12 protein-coding genes and 1 pseudogene are annotated in these 13,766 nt (G+C 63.5%); 7 read left to right on the forward strand and 6 right to left on the reverse strand.

All coding sequences use genetic code 11. From position 1 onward, the window contains the following. Nucleotides 1-357: 357 nt before the first annotated feature. Entirely contained in the window at nucleotides 358-651 is a 294-nt protein-coding gene (locus AB6802_RS18025; protein WP_371011510.1) for a 4a-hydroxytetrahydrobiopterin dehydratase, read from the reverse strand. A gap of 114 nt (nucleotides 652-765) precedes the next feature. Here AB6802_RS18025 and AB6802_RS18030 point away from each other — a divergent pair, with 114 nt between their 5' ends. After that, nucleotides 766-1,281 carry a low molecular weight protein-tyrosine-phosphatase gene (locus AB6802_RS18030; protein WP_371011511.1) on the forward strand — a complete coding sequence of 172 codons (516 nt, stop codon included), beginning with the start codon at nucleotides 766-768 and terminating at the stop codon, nucleotides 1,279-1,281. On the opposite strand, the gene thpR is transcribed toward AB6802_RS18030, so the two are convergent. Together thpR and AB6802_RS18040 are read right to left on the reverse strand one after the other, a co-directional pair. Then, a complete protein-coding gene (gene thpR, locus AB6802_RS18035; RefSeq protein ID WP_371011512.1) occupies nucleotides 1,188-1,781 on the reverse strand; it encodes an RNA 2',3'-cyclic phosphodiesterase in 594 nt (197 codons plus the stop codon). The genes AB6802_RS18030 and thpR overlap by 94 nt on opposite strands. Before the next feature lie 135 nt (nucleotides 1,782-1,916). Beyond that, nucleotides 1,917-2,561, reverse strand: coding sequence for an arylesterase (locus tag AB6802_RS18040; RefSeq protein WP_371011513.1), 645 nt, complete (start codon nucleotides 2,559-2,561; stop codon nucleotides 1,917-1,919). An 82-nt stretch (nucleotides 2,562-2,643) separates the two neighbouring features. Between AB6802_RS18040 and AB6802_RS18045 the strand changes: the two genes are divergently transcribed. The 4 genes from AB6802_RS18045 to AB6802_RS18060 all read left to right on the forward strand — a co-directional run bounded on the left by AB6802_RS18045 (nucleotide 2,644) and on the right by AB6802_RS18060 (nucleotide 7,537). Then, nucleotides 2,644-3,342, forward strand: a complete 699-nt coding sequence (locus AB6802_RS18045) for an ABC transporter ATP-binding protein (RefSeq protein ID WP_371011514.1) — start codon at nucleotides 2,644-2,646, stop codon at nucleotides 3,340-3,342. Beyond that, complete coding sequence (locus tag AB6802_RS18050; RefSeq protein WP_371011515.1) at nucleotides 3,342-5,882, forward strand: ABC transporter permease; 2,541 nt, start codon at nucleotides 3,342-3,344, stop codon at nucleotides 5,880-5,882. The genes AB6802_RS18045 and AB6802_RS18050 overlap by 1 nt, the downstream gene beginning before the upstream one ends. 230 nt (nucleotides 5,883-6,112) lie before the next feature. Then, nucleotides 6,113-6,850: a Bax inhibitor-1/YccA family protein gene (locus AB6802_RS18055; protein WP_371011516.1), complete on the forward strand. Its 738-nt coding sequence runs from the start codon at nucleotides 6,113-6,115 to the stop codon at nucleotides 6,848-6,850. A gap of 117 nt (nucleotides 6,851-6,967) precedes the next feature. Next, a complete protein-coding gene (locus AB6802_RS18060) occupies nucleotides 6,968-7,537 on the forward strand; it encodes an N-acetyltransferase family protein (protein WP_371011517.1) in 570 nt (189 codons plus the stop codon). 108 nt (nucleotides 7,538-7,645) lie between these two features. Here AB6802_RS18060 and AB6802_RS18065 read toward each other — a convergent pair whose 3' ends face one another. Both AB6802_RS18065 and AB6802_RS18070 read right to left on the reverse strand, forming a co-directional pair. Beyond that, the gene (locus tag AB6802_RS18065; RefSeq protein WP_371011518.1) at nucleotides 7,646-8,026 is read right to left on the reverse strand and encodes a DUF2794 domain-containing protein; all 381 of its coding nucleotides are present in this window, start codon (nucleotides 8,024-8,026) and stop codon (nucleotides 7,646-7,648) included. Between the two features lie 716 nt (nucleotides 8,027-8,742). Continuing rightward, complete coding sequence (locus tag AB6802_RS18070; protein WP_371011519.1) at nucleotides 8,743-9,546, reverse strand: DUF1223 domain-containing protein; 804 nt, start codon at nucleotides 9,544-9,546, stop codon at nucleotides 8,743-8,745. Nucleotides 9,547-9,730: 184 nt separating this feature from the next. On the opposite strand from AB6802_RS18070, the pseudogene AB6802_RS18075 reads away from it, so the two are divergent. Next, a pseudogene (locus AB6802_RS18075) lies at nucleotides 9,731-9,978 on the forward strand (ceramidase domain-containing protein); the annotation flags it as partial. A 133-nt stretch (nucleotides 9,979-10,111) separates the two neighbouring features. Here the strand turns inward: AB6802_RS18075 and acnA are convergent. Further along, nucleotides 10,112-12,802: an aconitate hydratase AcnA gene (acnA, locus tag AB6802_RS18080; RefSeq protein ID WP_371011520.1), complete on the reverse strand. Its 2,691-nt coding sequence runs from the start codon at nucleotides 12,800-12,802 to the stop codon at nucleotides 10,112-10,114. 279 nt (nucleotides 12,803-13,081) lie between these two features. On the opposite strand from acnA, the gene ccmA reads away from it, so the two are divergent. Continuing rightward, complete coding sequence (ccmA, locus tag AB6802_RS18085) at nucleotides 13,082-13,690, forward strand: heme ABC exporter ATP-binding protein CcmA (protein ID WP_371011521.1); 609 nt, start codon at nucleotides 13,082-13,084, stop codon at nucleotides 13,688-13,690. Nucleotides 13,691-13,766: the final 76 nt, after the last annotated feature.

The following is a 13,766-nucleotide window of genomic DNA, read 5'->3' on the forward strand; positions in this document are numbered from 1 at the left end:
GCCCGTTGCGAGAAAATGTGGTGAAAGGGCAAGGCTCATACAAGAGTTTGACTGGTTACGTGGCCGGGAAATCGGACTCGGCAGCGCCGGCAATGGATAGACTGATCTGGCAATCACCACGTTGGAGATTTGCCGGAACACACCATCCAATCGTCATTCCATGGCGAAGCAAGGAGCGCAGCGACGCGGCGCAGACCATAGAATCCATTCCGTGACATCACCGAACGCAGCGGAGCAGAATTCTGGACCGCAGCTACACTTCGAGGTCACGGCATGGATCCTCGGGTCTGCGCCGAGTCGCTACGCTCCTTGCTCCGCCCGTGGATGACGAAGTGAAGCTATTGCCAGGAAAAGGCCTCAGCCGAAATAGCGGTTCATCCGCTTGGCGAGATCGATGTCAAGCGCCGTCACGCCGCCGGCATCGTGCGTGTTCAGCGTCACGTCCACGGTCTTGTAGACATTCGACCAGTCGGGATGGTGGTCCATCTTCTCGGCGGCCAAAGCCACGCGCGTCATGAAGGCGAAGGCTTCGGAGAAATTCTTGAAGACGAAGCTGCGCTTGATCGAGGCGCCGTCGGCGGCCAGCGACCAGCCTTCGAGCTCGGCGAGCGCGGCGGCGATGGCGTCGTTGCTCAGTTTGTCCCTGTTCATATGCGTTTCCTGTGCTATTCGAAATTGGCCTACACCATAATGCATGTCGCCCAAAAGTGCGCAGCGGTTTGGGAAGGCGACACGCACGGAAACAAGATTAGATCCGCCGGATCGATGAGCGCCAAGCCGATAAAATCCGTTCTGTTCGTCTGCCTCGGCAACATCTGCCGTTCGCCATTGGCCGAGGGCGTTTTACGCGCCGTGCTGGCGGAGCGTGGAGAGGACCAGGACATCGTGGCCGATTCGGCCGGGACCGGCGGCTGGCACAGCGGCGAAGAGCCCGACCGGCGCTCGATCGCGGTCGCCGGCCAGCACGGTATCGACATCTCAGGGCAAAGGGCGCGCAAGGTGCTGCCGGAGGATTTTTCGCGCTTCGACCTGATTCTCGGCATGGATCGGGCCAATGTGCGAGACCTCAAGGCGCTGGCGCCGCCGGCCGCGCGCGACCGTGTCCATCTCTACCTGGATTTCGCCACCGGCAACGCCCACGACGTGCCGGATCCCTATTACGACGACCAGCAAGCCTTCGCTTCGGTCTATCGCATGATCCGCGAGGCGTCGGAGGCGCTGGCCAAACGGCTCGAGGCCAGCGCATCTGAGACCAGCGGCCAGGCCTCCTCGACGATATAAGGGCCGCCGCCGACCGAATCGCGCGACGACATCAACACGAAGCGGCCGACTCGGAAGGGCAGCGTGGAAAAATTGCCGCGCGCCGACAGATATTGCGCGACGTCGAGCGGGCTGCCGTTGCGCAGCCGCGCCAGCGTCACATGAGGTGAGAATTTGCGCGGGTCCGCGGGCAGCCCCAGCCGCTGACTGATGCGGTCGATCTCGCCTTGCAGCGCCACAAGATCGGGCGAGGCAGCGACGCCGGCCCACACCGCATGCGGCTTTTTTCCGCCGAAAGCACCAACGCCCGACAGCGTCAGCTGGAAGGAGGGGCGATCCACCCGGTCGAGCGCGTTGGCGATTTCGTCGGCGACATGACCCTCGATATCGCCGAAGAAGCGCAGGGTAAGATGGTAGTTCTCGACGTCGATCCAGCGGGCTCCGGGCAAACCGCCACGGAGCAACGATAACGAAAGAGCGGCGTCACGGGGAATTTCGAGGGCGGTGAAAAGACGTGGCATGGGAAGCCTCCTGTCCTCGAATCGAACTCTTGTCCCTAGCGAATCATCGATATTCGCGCGGGGCAAGCGGTTTGTTGTCCACAAGGTTTCCCCAGCGGAAACCGTGATGTTTCGGCCTCACGACGCGCCGCCCCCTCATGACGCCCCCTTATTGTCGGCGATCGCCTTTTCGACGAACGGCAGGATACGTTCGACCATCACGTCGACACCCCGGGGGTTGGGGTGCAGGCCGTCCTCCAATTGCAGGTCGGGATGGCCGGCGACGCCGTCGAGGAAGAACGGATAGAGCGGGATGCCGTATTTTACCGCCAGCTTCGGGTAGATGGCGTCGAAAGCCTTCTGGTAATCGGCGCCGAGGTTGGGTGCGGCGCGCATGCCGGCCAGGAGCACCGGGATTTTGCGCGCCTTGAGCTTGCCCAGCATGGCGTCGAGGTTCTTCCGCGGGATGTCGGGCGAAACGCCGCGCAACATGTCGTTGGCGCCGAGCTCGAGGATGACCAGCCTGGTGCCGTCCGGCACCGACCAGTCGAGGCGCGCCAGCCCGCCGCTCGAAGTGTCGCCGGAGACGCCGGCATTGGCGACGCTGACATCGAGGCCCTTTGCTTTCAGCGCCGCCTGCAGCCTGTCGGTGAAACCCTGGCCAGGGGCGAGGCTGTAGCCCGCCATCAGGCTGTCGCCGAAGCCGACGATGGTGAAGGTGGCGGCGCGCGCCGACGAAACGGCGCCGCAAACGGCGAGGAAAAGGACGAGGCATGCGGCAATTGCGTGTTTGAAAGCCATGTGGCGAGCCCCATATGACCGGAACAATCCCAGGGGGAAACCCAGGCCTGTCTCCTTTTTCCACATATAGGACGCTTTCATTGTGACAGAAGCCGTCATCGCGTTGAGGGATGTATCGCTGACGCTCGGCGAGGGCGCGTCCTCCGTCCATGTGCTGAAAGGCGTCAGTCTCGATGTCGCCGCCGGTGAAGCCACCGGAATTGTCGGCCCTTCGGGCTCCGGCAAGTCCACGCTGCTCATGGTTCTGGCAGGCCTGGAAAGGGTCGATTCGGGAACGGTCCGAATCGCCGGGGAGGTGCTTAACGGCAAAAGCGAGGACCAGATTGCTTCGTTTCGTGGCCGTAACATTGGCATCGTCTTCCAGTCCTTCCATCTCATCCCCAACATGACGGCGCTCGAAAATGTCGCGGTGCCACTCGAGCTTGCGGGTCATGCCGATCCGTTCGGGGTGGCGGCGCGGGAGCTGGAGGCGGTGGGCCTCAGCGACCGTGTGACGCACTATCCGGGCGAGCTTTCCGGCGGCGAGCAGCAGCGCGTGGCGATCGCGCGGGCATTGGCGCCGTCGCCGCGCATCCTCATCGCCGACGAGCCGACCGGCAATCTCGACCAAGCGACGGGACGGCAGATCGCCGACCTTTTGTTCGCCAAGGCGGCCGAGCGCGGCATGACGCTGGTGCTGGTCACGCATGACCCGGCGCTCGCCGGCCGCTGCGCCCGCCAGGTGTCGATGCGCTCGGGCCGGATTGAGGACGCGCCGAAGCCTGTGAAGGTGCCGGCCTGATGCGGACCTTGAAGCTCGCCATCCGCTTCTCGCTGCGCGAGATGCGCGGCGGCTTGTCCGGCTTCCTGATCTTCCTTGCCTGCATCGCGCTCGGCGTCGCGGCGATCGGCGGCGTCAATTCGGTGGCGCAGGCGATTACCGCCGGCGTTGCCAATCAGGGCCAGACGCTGCTCGGCGGCGACCTGCGCTTCCAGATCAACCAGCGCAGCGCTTCCGACGCCGAGCTCGGCTTCATGAAAAGCCTGGGCACGGTGTCGCTCAATTCCGGCATGCGCTCGATGGCGCGGCTCGAGGACGGTTCCGACCAGGCGCTGGTCGAGGCCAAGGCGGTCGACGATGCCTATCCATTTTACGGTGTACTCGAGACCGATCCGGCGCTGCCCAGGGACGAGTTGTTCGGCGAGCGGTCCGGCGTGTTCGGCGCCGCGGCGCCGGATCTGTTGTTCGACCGGCTCAATCTTCACATCGGCGACCGGCTGAAAATGGGCAGCGCCACTTTCGAGCTGCGCGCCAGGTTGATCAACGAGCCGGATGCAGTGTCGGACGGTTTCGGTTTTGCGCCGCGGCTGATGATATCGAGTGACGGGCTTGCCGCGTCCGGCCTGGTGCAGCCCGGCAGCCTGGTCGAGAACGCTTACAAGGTTCGGCTGCCGGACGGCACATCCGAAGCGCGGCTCAAGGAGATCCAGGATCAGGCGGCCAAGGATTTCCCGCAGGCCGGCTGGTCGATCCGCACGCGCAGCAACGCCGCCCCCGCGCTCTCCGCCAACATCGAGCGCTTCTCGCAGTTCCTGACACTGGTCGGGTTGACGGCTTTGGTCGTCGGCGGCGTCGGTGTGGCCAATGCGGTGCGCGCCTATCTCGACGGCAAGCGCGGCGTCATCGCGACCTTCAAGAGCCTCGGTGCCTCGGGCGGCTTCGTCTTCACCGTCTATCTCGTGCAGATCCTCCTGATCGCCGGCCTTGGCATCGTGCTCGGGCTGATCCTGGGTGCCGCGATGCCGTTCGTGGCGAGCGCGCTGCTGCAATCGGTGATCCCGGTGCCGGCGCAAGGCGGCTTCTATCCAGGCGCGCTCGGCATGGCGGCGCTGTTCGGCCTGCTGGTGACGCTGGCCTTCGCGCTTTTGCCGCTCGGGCGCGCTCGCGACGTGCCGGCAACGGCGCTGTTTCGCGAGATGGGTTTTGAGAGCCGCGGCCTGCCGCGCCTGCCTTATGCCGGCGCCGCCCTGGCGATCGTGCTGCTGCTTGGAGCGCTCGCCATTTTCTCCGCCGGTGACCAGCGCATCGCCTCGATCTTCGTCGGCGCGACGGTCTTTGCCTTCCTGGTGCTGCGCCTGGTGGCGCTTCTGGTGCAATGGCTGGCGCGCCGCAGCCCACGCGTGCGCTCGGTTCCGCTCAGGCTGGCGCTCGGCAACATCCACCGTCCCGGCGCTTTGACGCCCTCGGTCGTGCTGTCGCTCGGGCTCGGCCTGACGCTGCTGGTGACGCTGGCGCTGATAGACGGGAATCTGCGCCGGCAGATTTCGGGCAGCCTGCCGGAGCGGGCGCCGAACTTCTTCTTCGTCGATATCCAGAGCACCGATGTCGATGCGTTCGCCGCGCTGGTCGGCAAGGAATCGCCGCAAGGAACGCTGGTCAAGGTGCCGATGCTGCGCGGTCGTATCATGGCGCTCAACGGCGTCGATGTCGCCAAGCTTCCGATTCCTGCCGACGGCGCCTGGGTACTGCGCGGCGACCGCGGGCTGACCTATGACGCCAGACAGCCCGAGAACGCGACGCTGACGCAGGGCACCTGGTGGCCGGACAATTATTCCGGCGAGCCGTTGGTGTCTTTCTCGGCGGAGGAAGGCAAGGCGATCGGCTTGAAGCTCGGCGACACCGTCACCGTCAACGTGCTCGGTCGCAACGTGACCGCGAAAATCGCCAGTTTCCGCCAGGTGCAATGGGAGACGATGGGCATCAATTTCGTCATGGTGTTCTCGCCCAACACCTTTGCCGGCGCGCCGCATGGCTGGCTGGCGACGCTGACCGACAGACAAGCCAGCACGGCGGACGATGCGCGGCTGCTCAATGCGGTGACGCGCGCCTTTCCGGCGGTGACGACGGTGCGCGTCAAGGACGCGCTCGACATCGTCAACCGGCTGGTCGCGCAGCTCGGCACCGCTATCCGCACTGCTGCCGGCGTGGCGCTGATTGCCTCCGTGCTGGTGCTTTCCGGTGCTTTGGCCGCCGGCAACCGGGCGCGCATTCATGACGCGGTCGTGCTGAAGACGCTGGGGGCGACGCGCCGGACGCTGATTGCCGCCTTCTCGCTGGAATACATGCTGATCGGCCTTGCCACGGCGCTGTTCGCGCTCGCCGCCGGCGGTGTCGCGGCATGGTTCGTCGTGGCGCATATCATGACGCTGCCGTCGCACTTCATGCCTGAAGTGGCCGTAATAACGATCCTGGTCTCGCTTGTCGTCACGGTCGGCATCGGTCTTGCCGGCACCTGGCGCGTGCTTGGCCACAAGGCGGCGCCGGTGCTGCGCAATCTCTGACTCCCGGGGGCGCCAAGCCAGCGGTCCGGTTAAATCTTTGTAAGAAAGCCGCGCCAAGCGGCCTGAAACCGGCTTTTTTGCTTTCTGACAAAGCGTTACGCCTCGTTACCGTCTTGTTCTTGACGCCAAGAACCATCATATTTGGCGTCAGGCATGCTGGAGCCCCCCAGCGGCGCCTGGTCCCCCGAGGGACCCGTCACCGGACGGGGCAGAAGCAACAGAGGATTTCAATGGCTGATCCCATCCGCAATTTCCAGACCGCCGCCAGCGGCGCGCGCGTCGATATCGATCAGGGCCTGCGCGCCTATATGATCAAAGTCTACAACCTTATGGGGCTTGGCCTTCTAATCACCGGCCTTGCCGCCTTCGGCGCCTTCCAGCTCGCCGTCACCGGCGACGGTCAGCTGACCGCCTTCGGCCAGCTCATCTATGCAAGCGCGTTCCGTTGGATCGTGATCCTGGCTCCGCTCGCCGCAGTGATGTTCCTGTCGTTCCGGATCCAGTCGATGAGCGTGGCTGCGGCGCAGACGACGTTCTGGGTCTATGCCGGCCTGGTCGGCCTGTCTCTGTCGACGATCTTCCTCGTCTACACCGGCACCAGCATCACCCAGACCTTCTTCGCCACGGCCGCGGCCTTCGGCGGCCTTTCGCTCTACGGCTACACGACCAAACGCGACCTGTCGGCGTTCGGCTCGTTCCTGGTCATGGGCGTGATCGGCCTGCTGGTCGCGATGCTGATCAACATCTTCCTGCAGTCGTCGGCGCTCGGTTTCGCCATCTCGGCGATCGGCGTGCTGATCTTCGCCGGCCTGACCGCATACGACACGCAGGCCATCAAGGAGATGTATTACGAGGGCGACCAGTCCGACGTTGCCGGCCGCAAGGCGATCATGGGCGCGCTGAGGCTCTATCTCGACTTCATCAACCTGTTCATGTTCCTGCTGCAGTTCATGGGCCAGCGCCGCTAAGGCGACAGTCCCGCCTCGGCTGGATCATAGATTTCGGAAGGGGCGGCCCAATGGCCGCCCTTTCCTTTTGTGCGGGCCTTTGCTGTAATCGAGGCAAGGAAAGACTTTGCACAAACTATGAGCAATATTTCGATCAGGGCTGCAACGGCGGCCGACCTCGACCGAATCACCGAAATCTATGCCGATGCGGTGCGCAACGGCACTGCCAGCTACGAACTCGAGCCGCCCGACCGTGTCGAAATGGGCAACCGATTCGGCAGCTTAACGACCGGTGGCTTTCCTTATCTGGTCGCCGAAAAGGATGGCGTTCTGCTCGGCTACGCCTATGCCGGTCCGTTTCGGCCGCGGCCCGCCTACCGCTTCGTCGTCGAGGATTCGGTCTATGTGGCGCCGGAGGCCAAGGGGCAAGGTGTTGGCCTGCTGTTGATGCAGGCGCTGATCGAAGCGGCGCGCGTGGCGGGGTTCCGCCAGATCATAGCGGTCATCGGCGATGGCCATGCGGATAGTGCCTCGGTGCGCCTGCACGAAAAGCTCGGCTTTTGTCATGCCGGGCGGCTGGAAGGATCCGGCTACAAGCACGGGCGCTGGCTGGACACGGTGTTCATGCAGTTGCCGTTGAATGGCGGCAAGGAACTGCCGCCTGACCCTGATTCGCTTCCGGAGCGGAGATTTCGGAAGGGGAACTGAGGAACTGGAGAATTGAGGAACTGAGGAAGAATGAGCTAAGTGCCTGAAGGCCTTTTCTTTTTGTTCTCCAGTTCCTCAATTTCTCCAGTTCGTCAGTTCCCCTCAAGCCTAGACAACCTTGAGCTTGGCATCGAACACGCCGAGCACACGGCCGAGTTCCTGGCCGCGCTTGAGGATGCGGCCGCCGGCGGCGATGACGGCGAAGGCGCCTTGGCGGCGCGCGAGCTTGGGGTCCTTGACGATCTGGAAAAGCGGCACTTCGCTGGCCCGGCGGAAGACGGAAAAGACAGCGCGATCAGCAAGATGGTCGATCGCATAGTCGCGCCATTCATTGGCCGCGACCATGCGCCCGTAAAGCCTCAGGATCTGGTCGAGCTCGCGTCGGTCGAAACGCACCGGTTGATCGAAGCGCTCGCGCCGCGCCTCGTGCAACGGGATCAATATTCCGGATGCTTCCCCATCCTCCGTCCCGCCGCCGTGATCGGTCATGCCTCGATCCTTCGATTGAATCATGCGCCGGCCAAGGTTCGCGCTTTCGCGGTGGAATTGCAAGGCCCGGCAAAGCACGCCGCCGTCACGCTGTTTCCCAAACGTCCAGTCACGTTTGCGAAACACATGTTGGAATTGGTGATGCTCTGCCACAATCTCGCCACAAATTATCCGCGCTCATGCCCCAATGTCCGACGAATTTACCGGCGTTGCCTGAGACGGTTCGGTCCGGCACCGGCTCGTAAACCCCAAGCCCCCCGCCCACGGGTCAGCGTCGGATCGAACCAACCTCGGTTTTTCCTTGGAAAAATCAGGTGCGACGATCCCAACCTAATGACCGGCGTCAGAAGCAAGCTGACGCCGGTTTTTTATTGCCTGGCGGAGCGCCATCTCTCCCCTTAAAGCGCGTCGCGCTGAAACGGATCTTACAACCGCTGCACACTTCCAGGCGGCATGCATTAGGGAAGGCGGCCGGGCGAAGCTCCGTCTGATAAGCGGTCGCATATGGGTTTATCGACGGCCAACGCGACGCCAATCAAGGCATGCTGGTTATCCGAACTCGCAACGCCATACGCGATTGCCCTGGTCTGATAAGGGATGTTGTAAGGAATGAGGCGGCGGTAATTCCGAGCTGTTGGGTAAGCCGGAAGACCCCTCACTCTCTCGGCGCTGCGCGCCGATTCGTCTTCTCGCGCAAAGGGAGCAGAGTGCGCTGGTTAAAGGGGCTCAGGCTTGCGGATGAAGGCCGCGCCGAGGATCGGTCCGGGCATGCCGTCCTTGCCGACCGACTGCAAAAGCACCGCGCAGCCGCCCCTCTTGGCGATTTCCGTCATCGGCAACTCGTAGCGCTGCGCTTTGCCGTGCCACATGCCGGCGGTCTGGATGTCGGAGACGGCATTCCAATAGGTCAGGCTGCGGCCGCTGTTCTCGCCCTGGCCAATGCTGATCGTCTGCGGCGGATCGAAATAGACGATCACGACATGCGCATCGCTCGGGCCGTTGCCGGCATCGCCAGCGTCGATCATGACGCGATCGCTGGTGCGGCTCACCTTGATGCCGACGCGCATGCCCTCGCCGGTCCTGTCGAGCCGCGCCAGAGCGCCGTCGACTTCCTTGCGGCTGGCGCCGTTGACATGATTGCGGCCGTTGATGACGGCCTGCGGCGTGTAGACGGAGCGGCTGTTGAAGGCGCGCATATAGTCGTACTGCCGCTCGGTGTTCTCCTTGGTGCTCAGCGTATCCTGCCAGCCGAGATAGTCCCAGTAATTGACGTGATAGGCGAGCGCGATGATGTTGTCCTTGCCGGCGAGCTCGGCGAAGAATTCGTCGGCCGGCGGGCAAGAACTGCAGCCCTGGCTGGTGAAAAGCTCGACCACGCCCAGCGGTCGGTCGACCGCGGTCTTCTCGGACTGTGGTTTGTCGCCTTTCGACGTTTCAGGCTCGGCTGCCAGCGCCGTGCCGGCGAATGCCGAAAGGACCAGCGCAAAGGCCGCGAGCCGCAACGGTCCGGGAGATACCATGACTTTTCCAATTCCCGCCGGTGACGCCGGCCTTGTTCTGGTTGCTGAAATATGTGGCAGAAGCGCCTGTCAACGGGAAGTCACGTTGCGGTGAAATCTTGCCATTGCAACCGCAGGTAAGGCGGCAATAGGAGAGGCCACTGCATTTCACGTCTTGGTTCGATTCGGGGACGGCATCATCACCATGTGGCAAACTCTCCTGACCCCCGTCGATCTCTATTGCGAACGGACCGGTCCAGGACTTTGGGCAGAGCCGGCTAATGCTTTGACCAATCTTGCTTTCATTGCCGCCGGATTGTCGGGCGTCTGGCAGGCGCGGCGGCACAAGCCGGCGCCTTCGCCGAGGTCCTGGCATGGTGGGTGGTGGCGATCGGCATCGGCTCGACGCTGTTTCACACCTTCGCGACCAGATTGGCGATCTGGGCCGACATCAGCGCCGGAGGTAAGGCGGGTGAGTAGTCAGTAGTCAGTAGTCAGTAGTCAGTAGTCAGTAGTCAGTAGTCAGTAGTCAGTAGTGGGGGGTGCCTCACTACTGACTACTTCCGATCTCACTACTCGCTATTTTCTACGCGGCCAAGTCGCGCAGCACGTACTGCAAAATGCCGCCGTTCTTGAAGTAGTCGAGCTCGTCAAGCGTATCGATGCGGCAGATGATCGGCACGTTCTTCACCGTGCCGTCGCCATGGGTGACCTTGGCGACCATCTTCTGGCGCGGCTTGATCGCCTCCAGGCCGTCGATCTCGACCGTTTCGTCGCCCTTCAGGTTGAGCGAGGCCCAAGAGGTGCCGTCCTCGAAGACGAAGGGGATGACGCCCATCCCGACCAGGTTGGAGCGATGGATGCGCTCGAAGGACTGCGCGATGACGGCGCGGACACCGAGCAGGTTCGTGCCCTTGGCCGCCCAGTCGCGCGAGGAGCCGTTGCCATATTCGACGCCGGCAAAGATCACCAGCGGCACGCCTTCCTTCTTATACTCCATGGCGGCGTCGTAGATCGACATCTCCTCCTTCGAGGGATAGTGGATCGTATAGCCGCCCTCGCGGCCGTTCTCGCCCAGCATGTGGTTGCGGATGCGGATGTTGGCGAAGGTGCCGCGCATCATCACCTCATGATTGCCGCGCCGCGTGCCGTATTGGTTGAAGTCGGCGACGCCGACGCCGTGTTCGGTGAGGTACTTGCCGGCCGGCGAGGCGGCCTTGATCGAACCCGCCGGCGAGATGTGGTCGGTGGTGATCTTGTCGCCGAACAGACCAAGCACGCGCGCGCCCTTGATGTCGCCGACCTTGCCGAAGGAGCGGCCCATGCCGGCGAAATAAGGCGGGTTCTGCACATAGGTCGAGTTGTCGTCCCAGGCATAGGTCTGGCCTTCCGGCGCCTTGACGCCTTGCCAGTATGCGTCGCCCTTGAAAACATCGGCATATTTGCGGGCGAACAGCTCGCGGGTGACGTTCTTCTCGATGAACTCCTGGATCTCGGCCGAGCTTGGCCAGATGTCCTTGAGGTAGACGGGATTGCCGTTCCTGTCCTCGCCGAGCGGCTCGGTGGTCAGGTCCTTGGTGACCGTGCCGGCCAGCGCATGCGCCACCACCAGCGGCGGCGATGCGAGGTAGTTGGCCTGCACGTCGGGCGAGACGCGGCCTTCGAAGTTGCGGTTCCCGGAGAGCACCGCGGCAGCAATCAGGCCCTTGTCGTTGATGGTCTTGGAGATCGGCGCCGGCAGCGGGCCGGAATTGCCGATGCAGGTGGTGCAGCCGAAGCCGACCAGGTTGAAGCCGATCTGGTCGAGCTCCTTCTGCAGGCCCGACTTTTCCAGATATTCGGCCACCACCTGGCTGCCGGGGGCAAGCGAGGTCTTCACCCACGGCTTCTGCTTCAGGCCAAGCCGATTGGCGTTGCGGGCCAGCAGGCCGGCGCCGATCAGCACGCTCGGGTTCGAGGTGTTGGTGCAGGAGGTGATGGCGGCAATGACGACGTCGCCATGGCCGAGATCATAGCCGGCGCCTTCGACGGCATAGCGCTTCGAAATCTCGGCTGATTTCTTGTACTCGGTCTCCATCGCCTTGGCGAAACCGGCGGGAATGCCTTCGAGCGGAACACGGCCTTCGGGGCGCTTCGGGCCGGCCATCGATGGGACGACCTCGCCGAGGTCAAGCTCGAGCAGGTCGGTGAAGACCGGATCGGCCGAGCCGGTATCGCGCCACATGCCTTGCGCCTTCGAATAAGCTTCGACCAGCGCGATGCGGCTTTCGTCGCGACCGGACATTGTCAGGTAGCGGATGGTTTCGCCGTCGACCGGGAAGAAGCCGCAGGTCGCGCCATATTCGGGCGCCATGTTGCCGATGGTGGCGCGGTCGGCCAGCGTCATGTTGGAGAGGCCTGGGCCGAAGAACTCGACGAATTTGCCGACGACGCCCTTCTTGCGCAGCATCTGGGTAACGGTGAGCACGAGATCGGTGGCGGTGACGCCTTCCTTCAGCTTGCCGGTGAGGCGGAAGCCGATGACTTCCGGCAACAGCATGGAGACCGGCTGGCCGAGCATGGCCGCCTCGGCCTCGATGCCGCCGACGCCCCAGCCGAGCACCCCGAGACCGTTGATCATGGTGGTGTGCGAATCAGTGCCGACGCAGGTGTCGGGATAGGCGGTCGTTTCGCCGTCTTCGCTGTTGGTCCACACGACCTGCCCCAGATATTCGAGATTGACCTGGTGGCAGATACCGGTGCCGGGCGGCACGACGCGGAAGTTGCGGAACGCCTGCTGGCCCCATTTCAGGAATTTGTAGCGCTCCTCGTTGCGCTCATATTCGAGCTCGACATTGCGCGCGAAGGCCATCGGCGTGCCGAATTCGTCGACGATGACGGAATGGTCGATGACGAGGTCGACCGGCACCAGCGGATTGATCTTTTCGGGATCGCCACCCAGCGCCTTGATGCCGTCGCGCATGGCGGCAAGATCGACGACCGCCGGCACGCCGGTGAAATCCTGCATCAGCACGCGGGCCGGGCGATAGGCGATCTCGACGCCGGCGGTGCCCTTGTCAGTCAGCCAGGCGGCGACCGCCTGGATCGATTCCCTGGTGACCGAGCGGCCGTCTTCGTTGCGCAGCAGGTTCTCCAGCAGCACCTTCATCGAATAGGGCAGCTGGGCGATCCCGGTGAGGCCATTCTTCTCGGCCTCGACAAGGTTGAAGTAAACATAGTCCACGCCACCCACGGTCAGGGTGCGGCGGCAATTGAAACTGTCGAGGGATTTTGACACGTGCGATCCTTGTCTGTTCAGCCTGAAAGGGAACGGACGCCGATGGCATGCAATCACGCGCAAAGGTGCGGGTACGGCCATTTCCGCTGTCCGCTCCCAAGCAACCCGAGCCGTTCAAGGCGGCGCGTGCGCTGGTTCGGCGCAAATTCTGTTCCCGCGCCGACCGCTGGCACGGATGAACCGCATATAGAGAATTTCCTGGAATAGTTCTAGACAGGCGACAGGCAAATTTGTGCGATGCGGCGGTGATCGCAAAGCGATGCTTCGGGACGGGCAGGAATGCGGCTGATCGCCGAAAATCTAGGCGGCGAACGCGGCGGCGAGTTGGTGTTTTCCGGCATAGGCTTTGCGCTCGGCAAGGGCGAGGCACTCATCGTCACCGGCCCGAACGGCACCGGCAAATCGACGCTGCTGAGGATTATCGCCGGTCTGCTGCCGGTGGCGGATGGCCGCGTGCTGATAGAAGGCGGCGGCGAATCATTTCCGACGGTGGCTTCGGCTTCACACTATCTCGGACACCTCAATGCGATGAAGCCGGCGCTTAGCGTGGCGGAGAACCTGGCTTTCTGGCGCGCCTTCCAGGGCGAGCCGGCGCTGAACGTGGATGAGGCGCTGGAGACGGTCGGGCTGGGTGGGCTAGGTCACCTGCCCTTCGGCTATCTGTCGACGGGGCAGCGGCGGCGGGCGTCGATCGCCAAGCTTTTGGTCAGCCACCGACCGGTTTGGCTGCTCGATGAGCCGACGGCGGGGCTGGACAAGGCGTCCGAGGAGCGGTTCGCGGGGTTGATGCGGGGGCATCTGCGGGATGGGGGCATTGTGGTGGCGGCAACGCATCTGCCGCTGGGGCTGGAGGGGGCGAAGGAATTGAGAATGGGGCCAGTTCCTTGATGTCAGCGCTCTACGGCCCCCCTCTCTGCCCTGCCGGGCATCTCCCCCTCAAGGGGGGAGATTGGCAGTTTCGGCG

The organism is Mesorhizobium sp. RCC_202, assembly GCF_041355295.1.
GTDB lineage: Bacteria > Pseudomonadota > Alphaproteobacteria > Rhizobiales > Rhizobiaceae > Mesorhizobium.

What these genes read in the sequence shown, in the direction of transcription:
- AB6802_RS18065 (WP_371011518.1), bottom strand. Translation starts at nt 8,026, where the DNA reads ATGACCGATCACGGCGGCGGGACGGAGGATGGGGAAGCATCCGGAATA.
- AB6802_RS18055 (WP_371011516.1), top strand. Translation starts at nt 6,113, where the DNA reads ATGGCTGATCCCATCCGCAATTTCCAGACCGCCGCCAGCGGCGCGCGC.
- thpR (WP_371011512.1), bottom strand. Translation starts at nt 1,781, where the DNA reads ATGCCACGTCTTTTCACCGCCCTCGAAATTCCCCGTGACGCCGCTCTT.
- AB6802_RS18030 (WP_371011511.1), top strand. Translation starts at nt 766, where the DNA reads ATGAGCGCCAAGCCGATAAAATCCGTTCTGTTCGTCTGCCTCGGCAAC.
- AB6802_RS18025 (WP_371011510.1), bottom strand. Translation starts at nt 651, where the DNA reads ATGAACAGGGACAAACTGAGCAACGACGCCATCGCCGCCGCGCTCGCC.
- AB6802_RS18040 (WP_371011513.1), bottom strand. Translation starts at nt 2,561, where the DNA reads ATGGCTTTCAAACACGCAATTGCCGCATGCCTCGTCCTTTTCCTCGCC.
- AB6802_RS18050 (WP_371011515.1), top strand. Translation starts at nt 3,342, where the DNA reads ATGCGGACCTTGAAGCTCGCCATCCGCTTCTCGCTGCGCGAGATGCGC.
- AB6802_RS18060 (WP_371011517.1), top strand. Translation starts at nt 6,968, where the DNA reads ATGAGCAATATTTCGATCAGGGCTGCAACGGCGGCCGACCTCGACCGA.
- AB6802_RS18070 (WP_371011519.1), bottom strand. Translation starts at nt 9,546, where the DNA reads ATGGTATCTCCCGGACCGTTGCGGCTCGCGGCCTTTGCGCTGGTCCTT.
- ccmA (WP_371011521.1), top strand. Translation starts at nt 13,082, where the DNA reads ATGCGGCTGATCGCCGAAAATCTAGGCGGCGAACGCGGCGGCGAGTTG.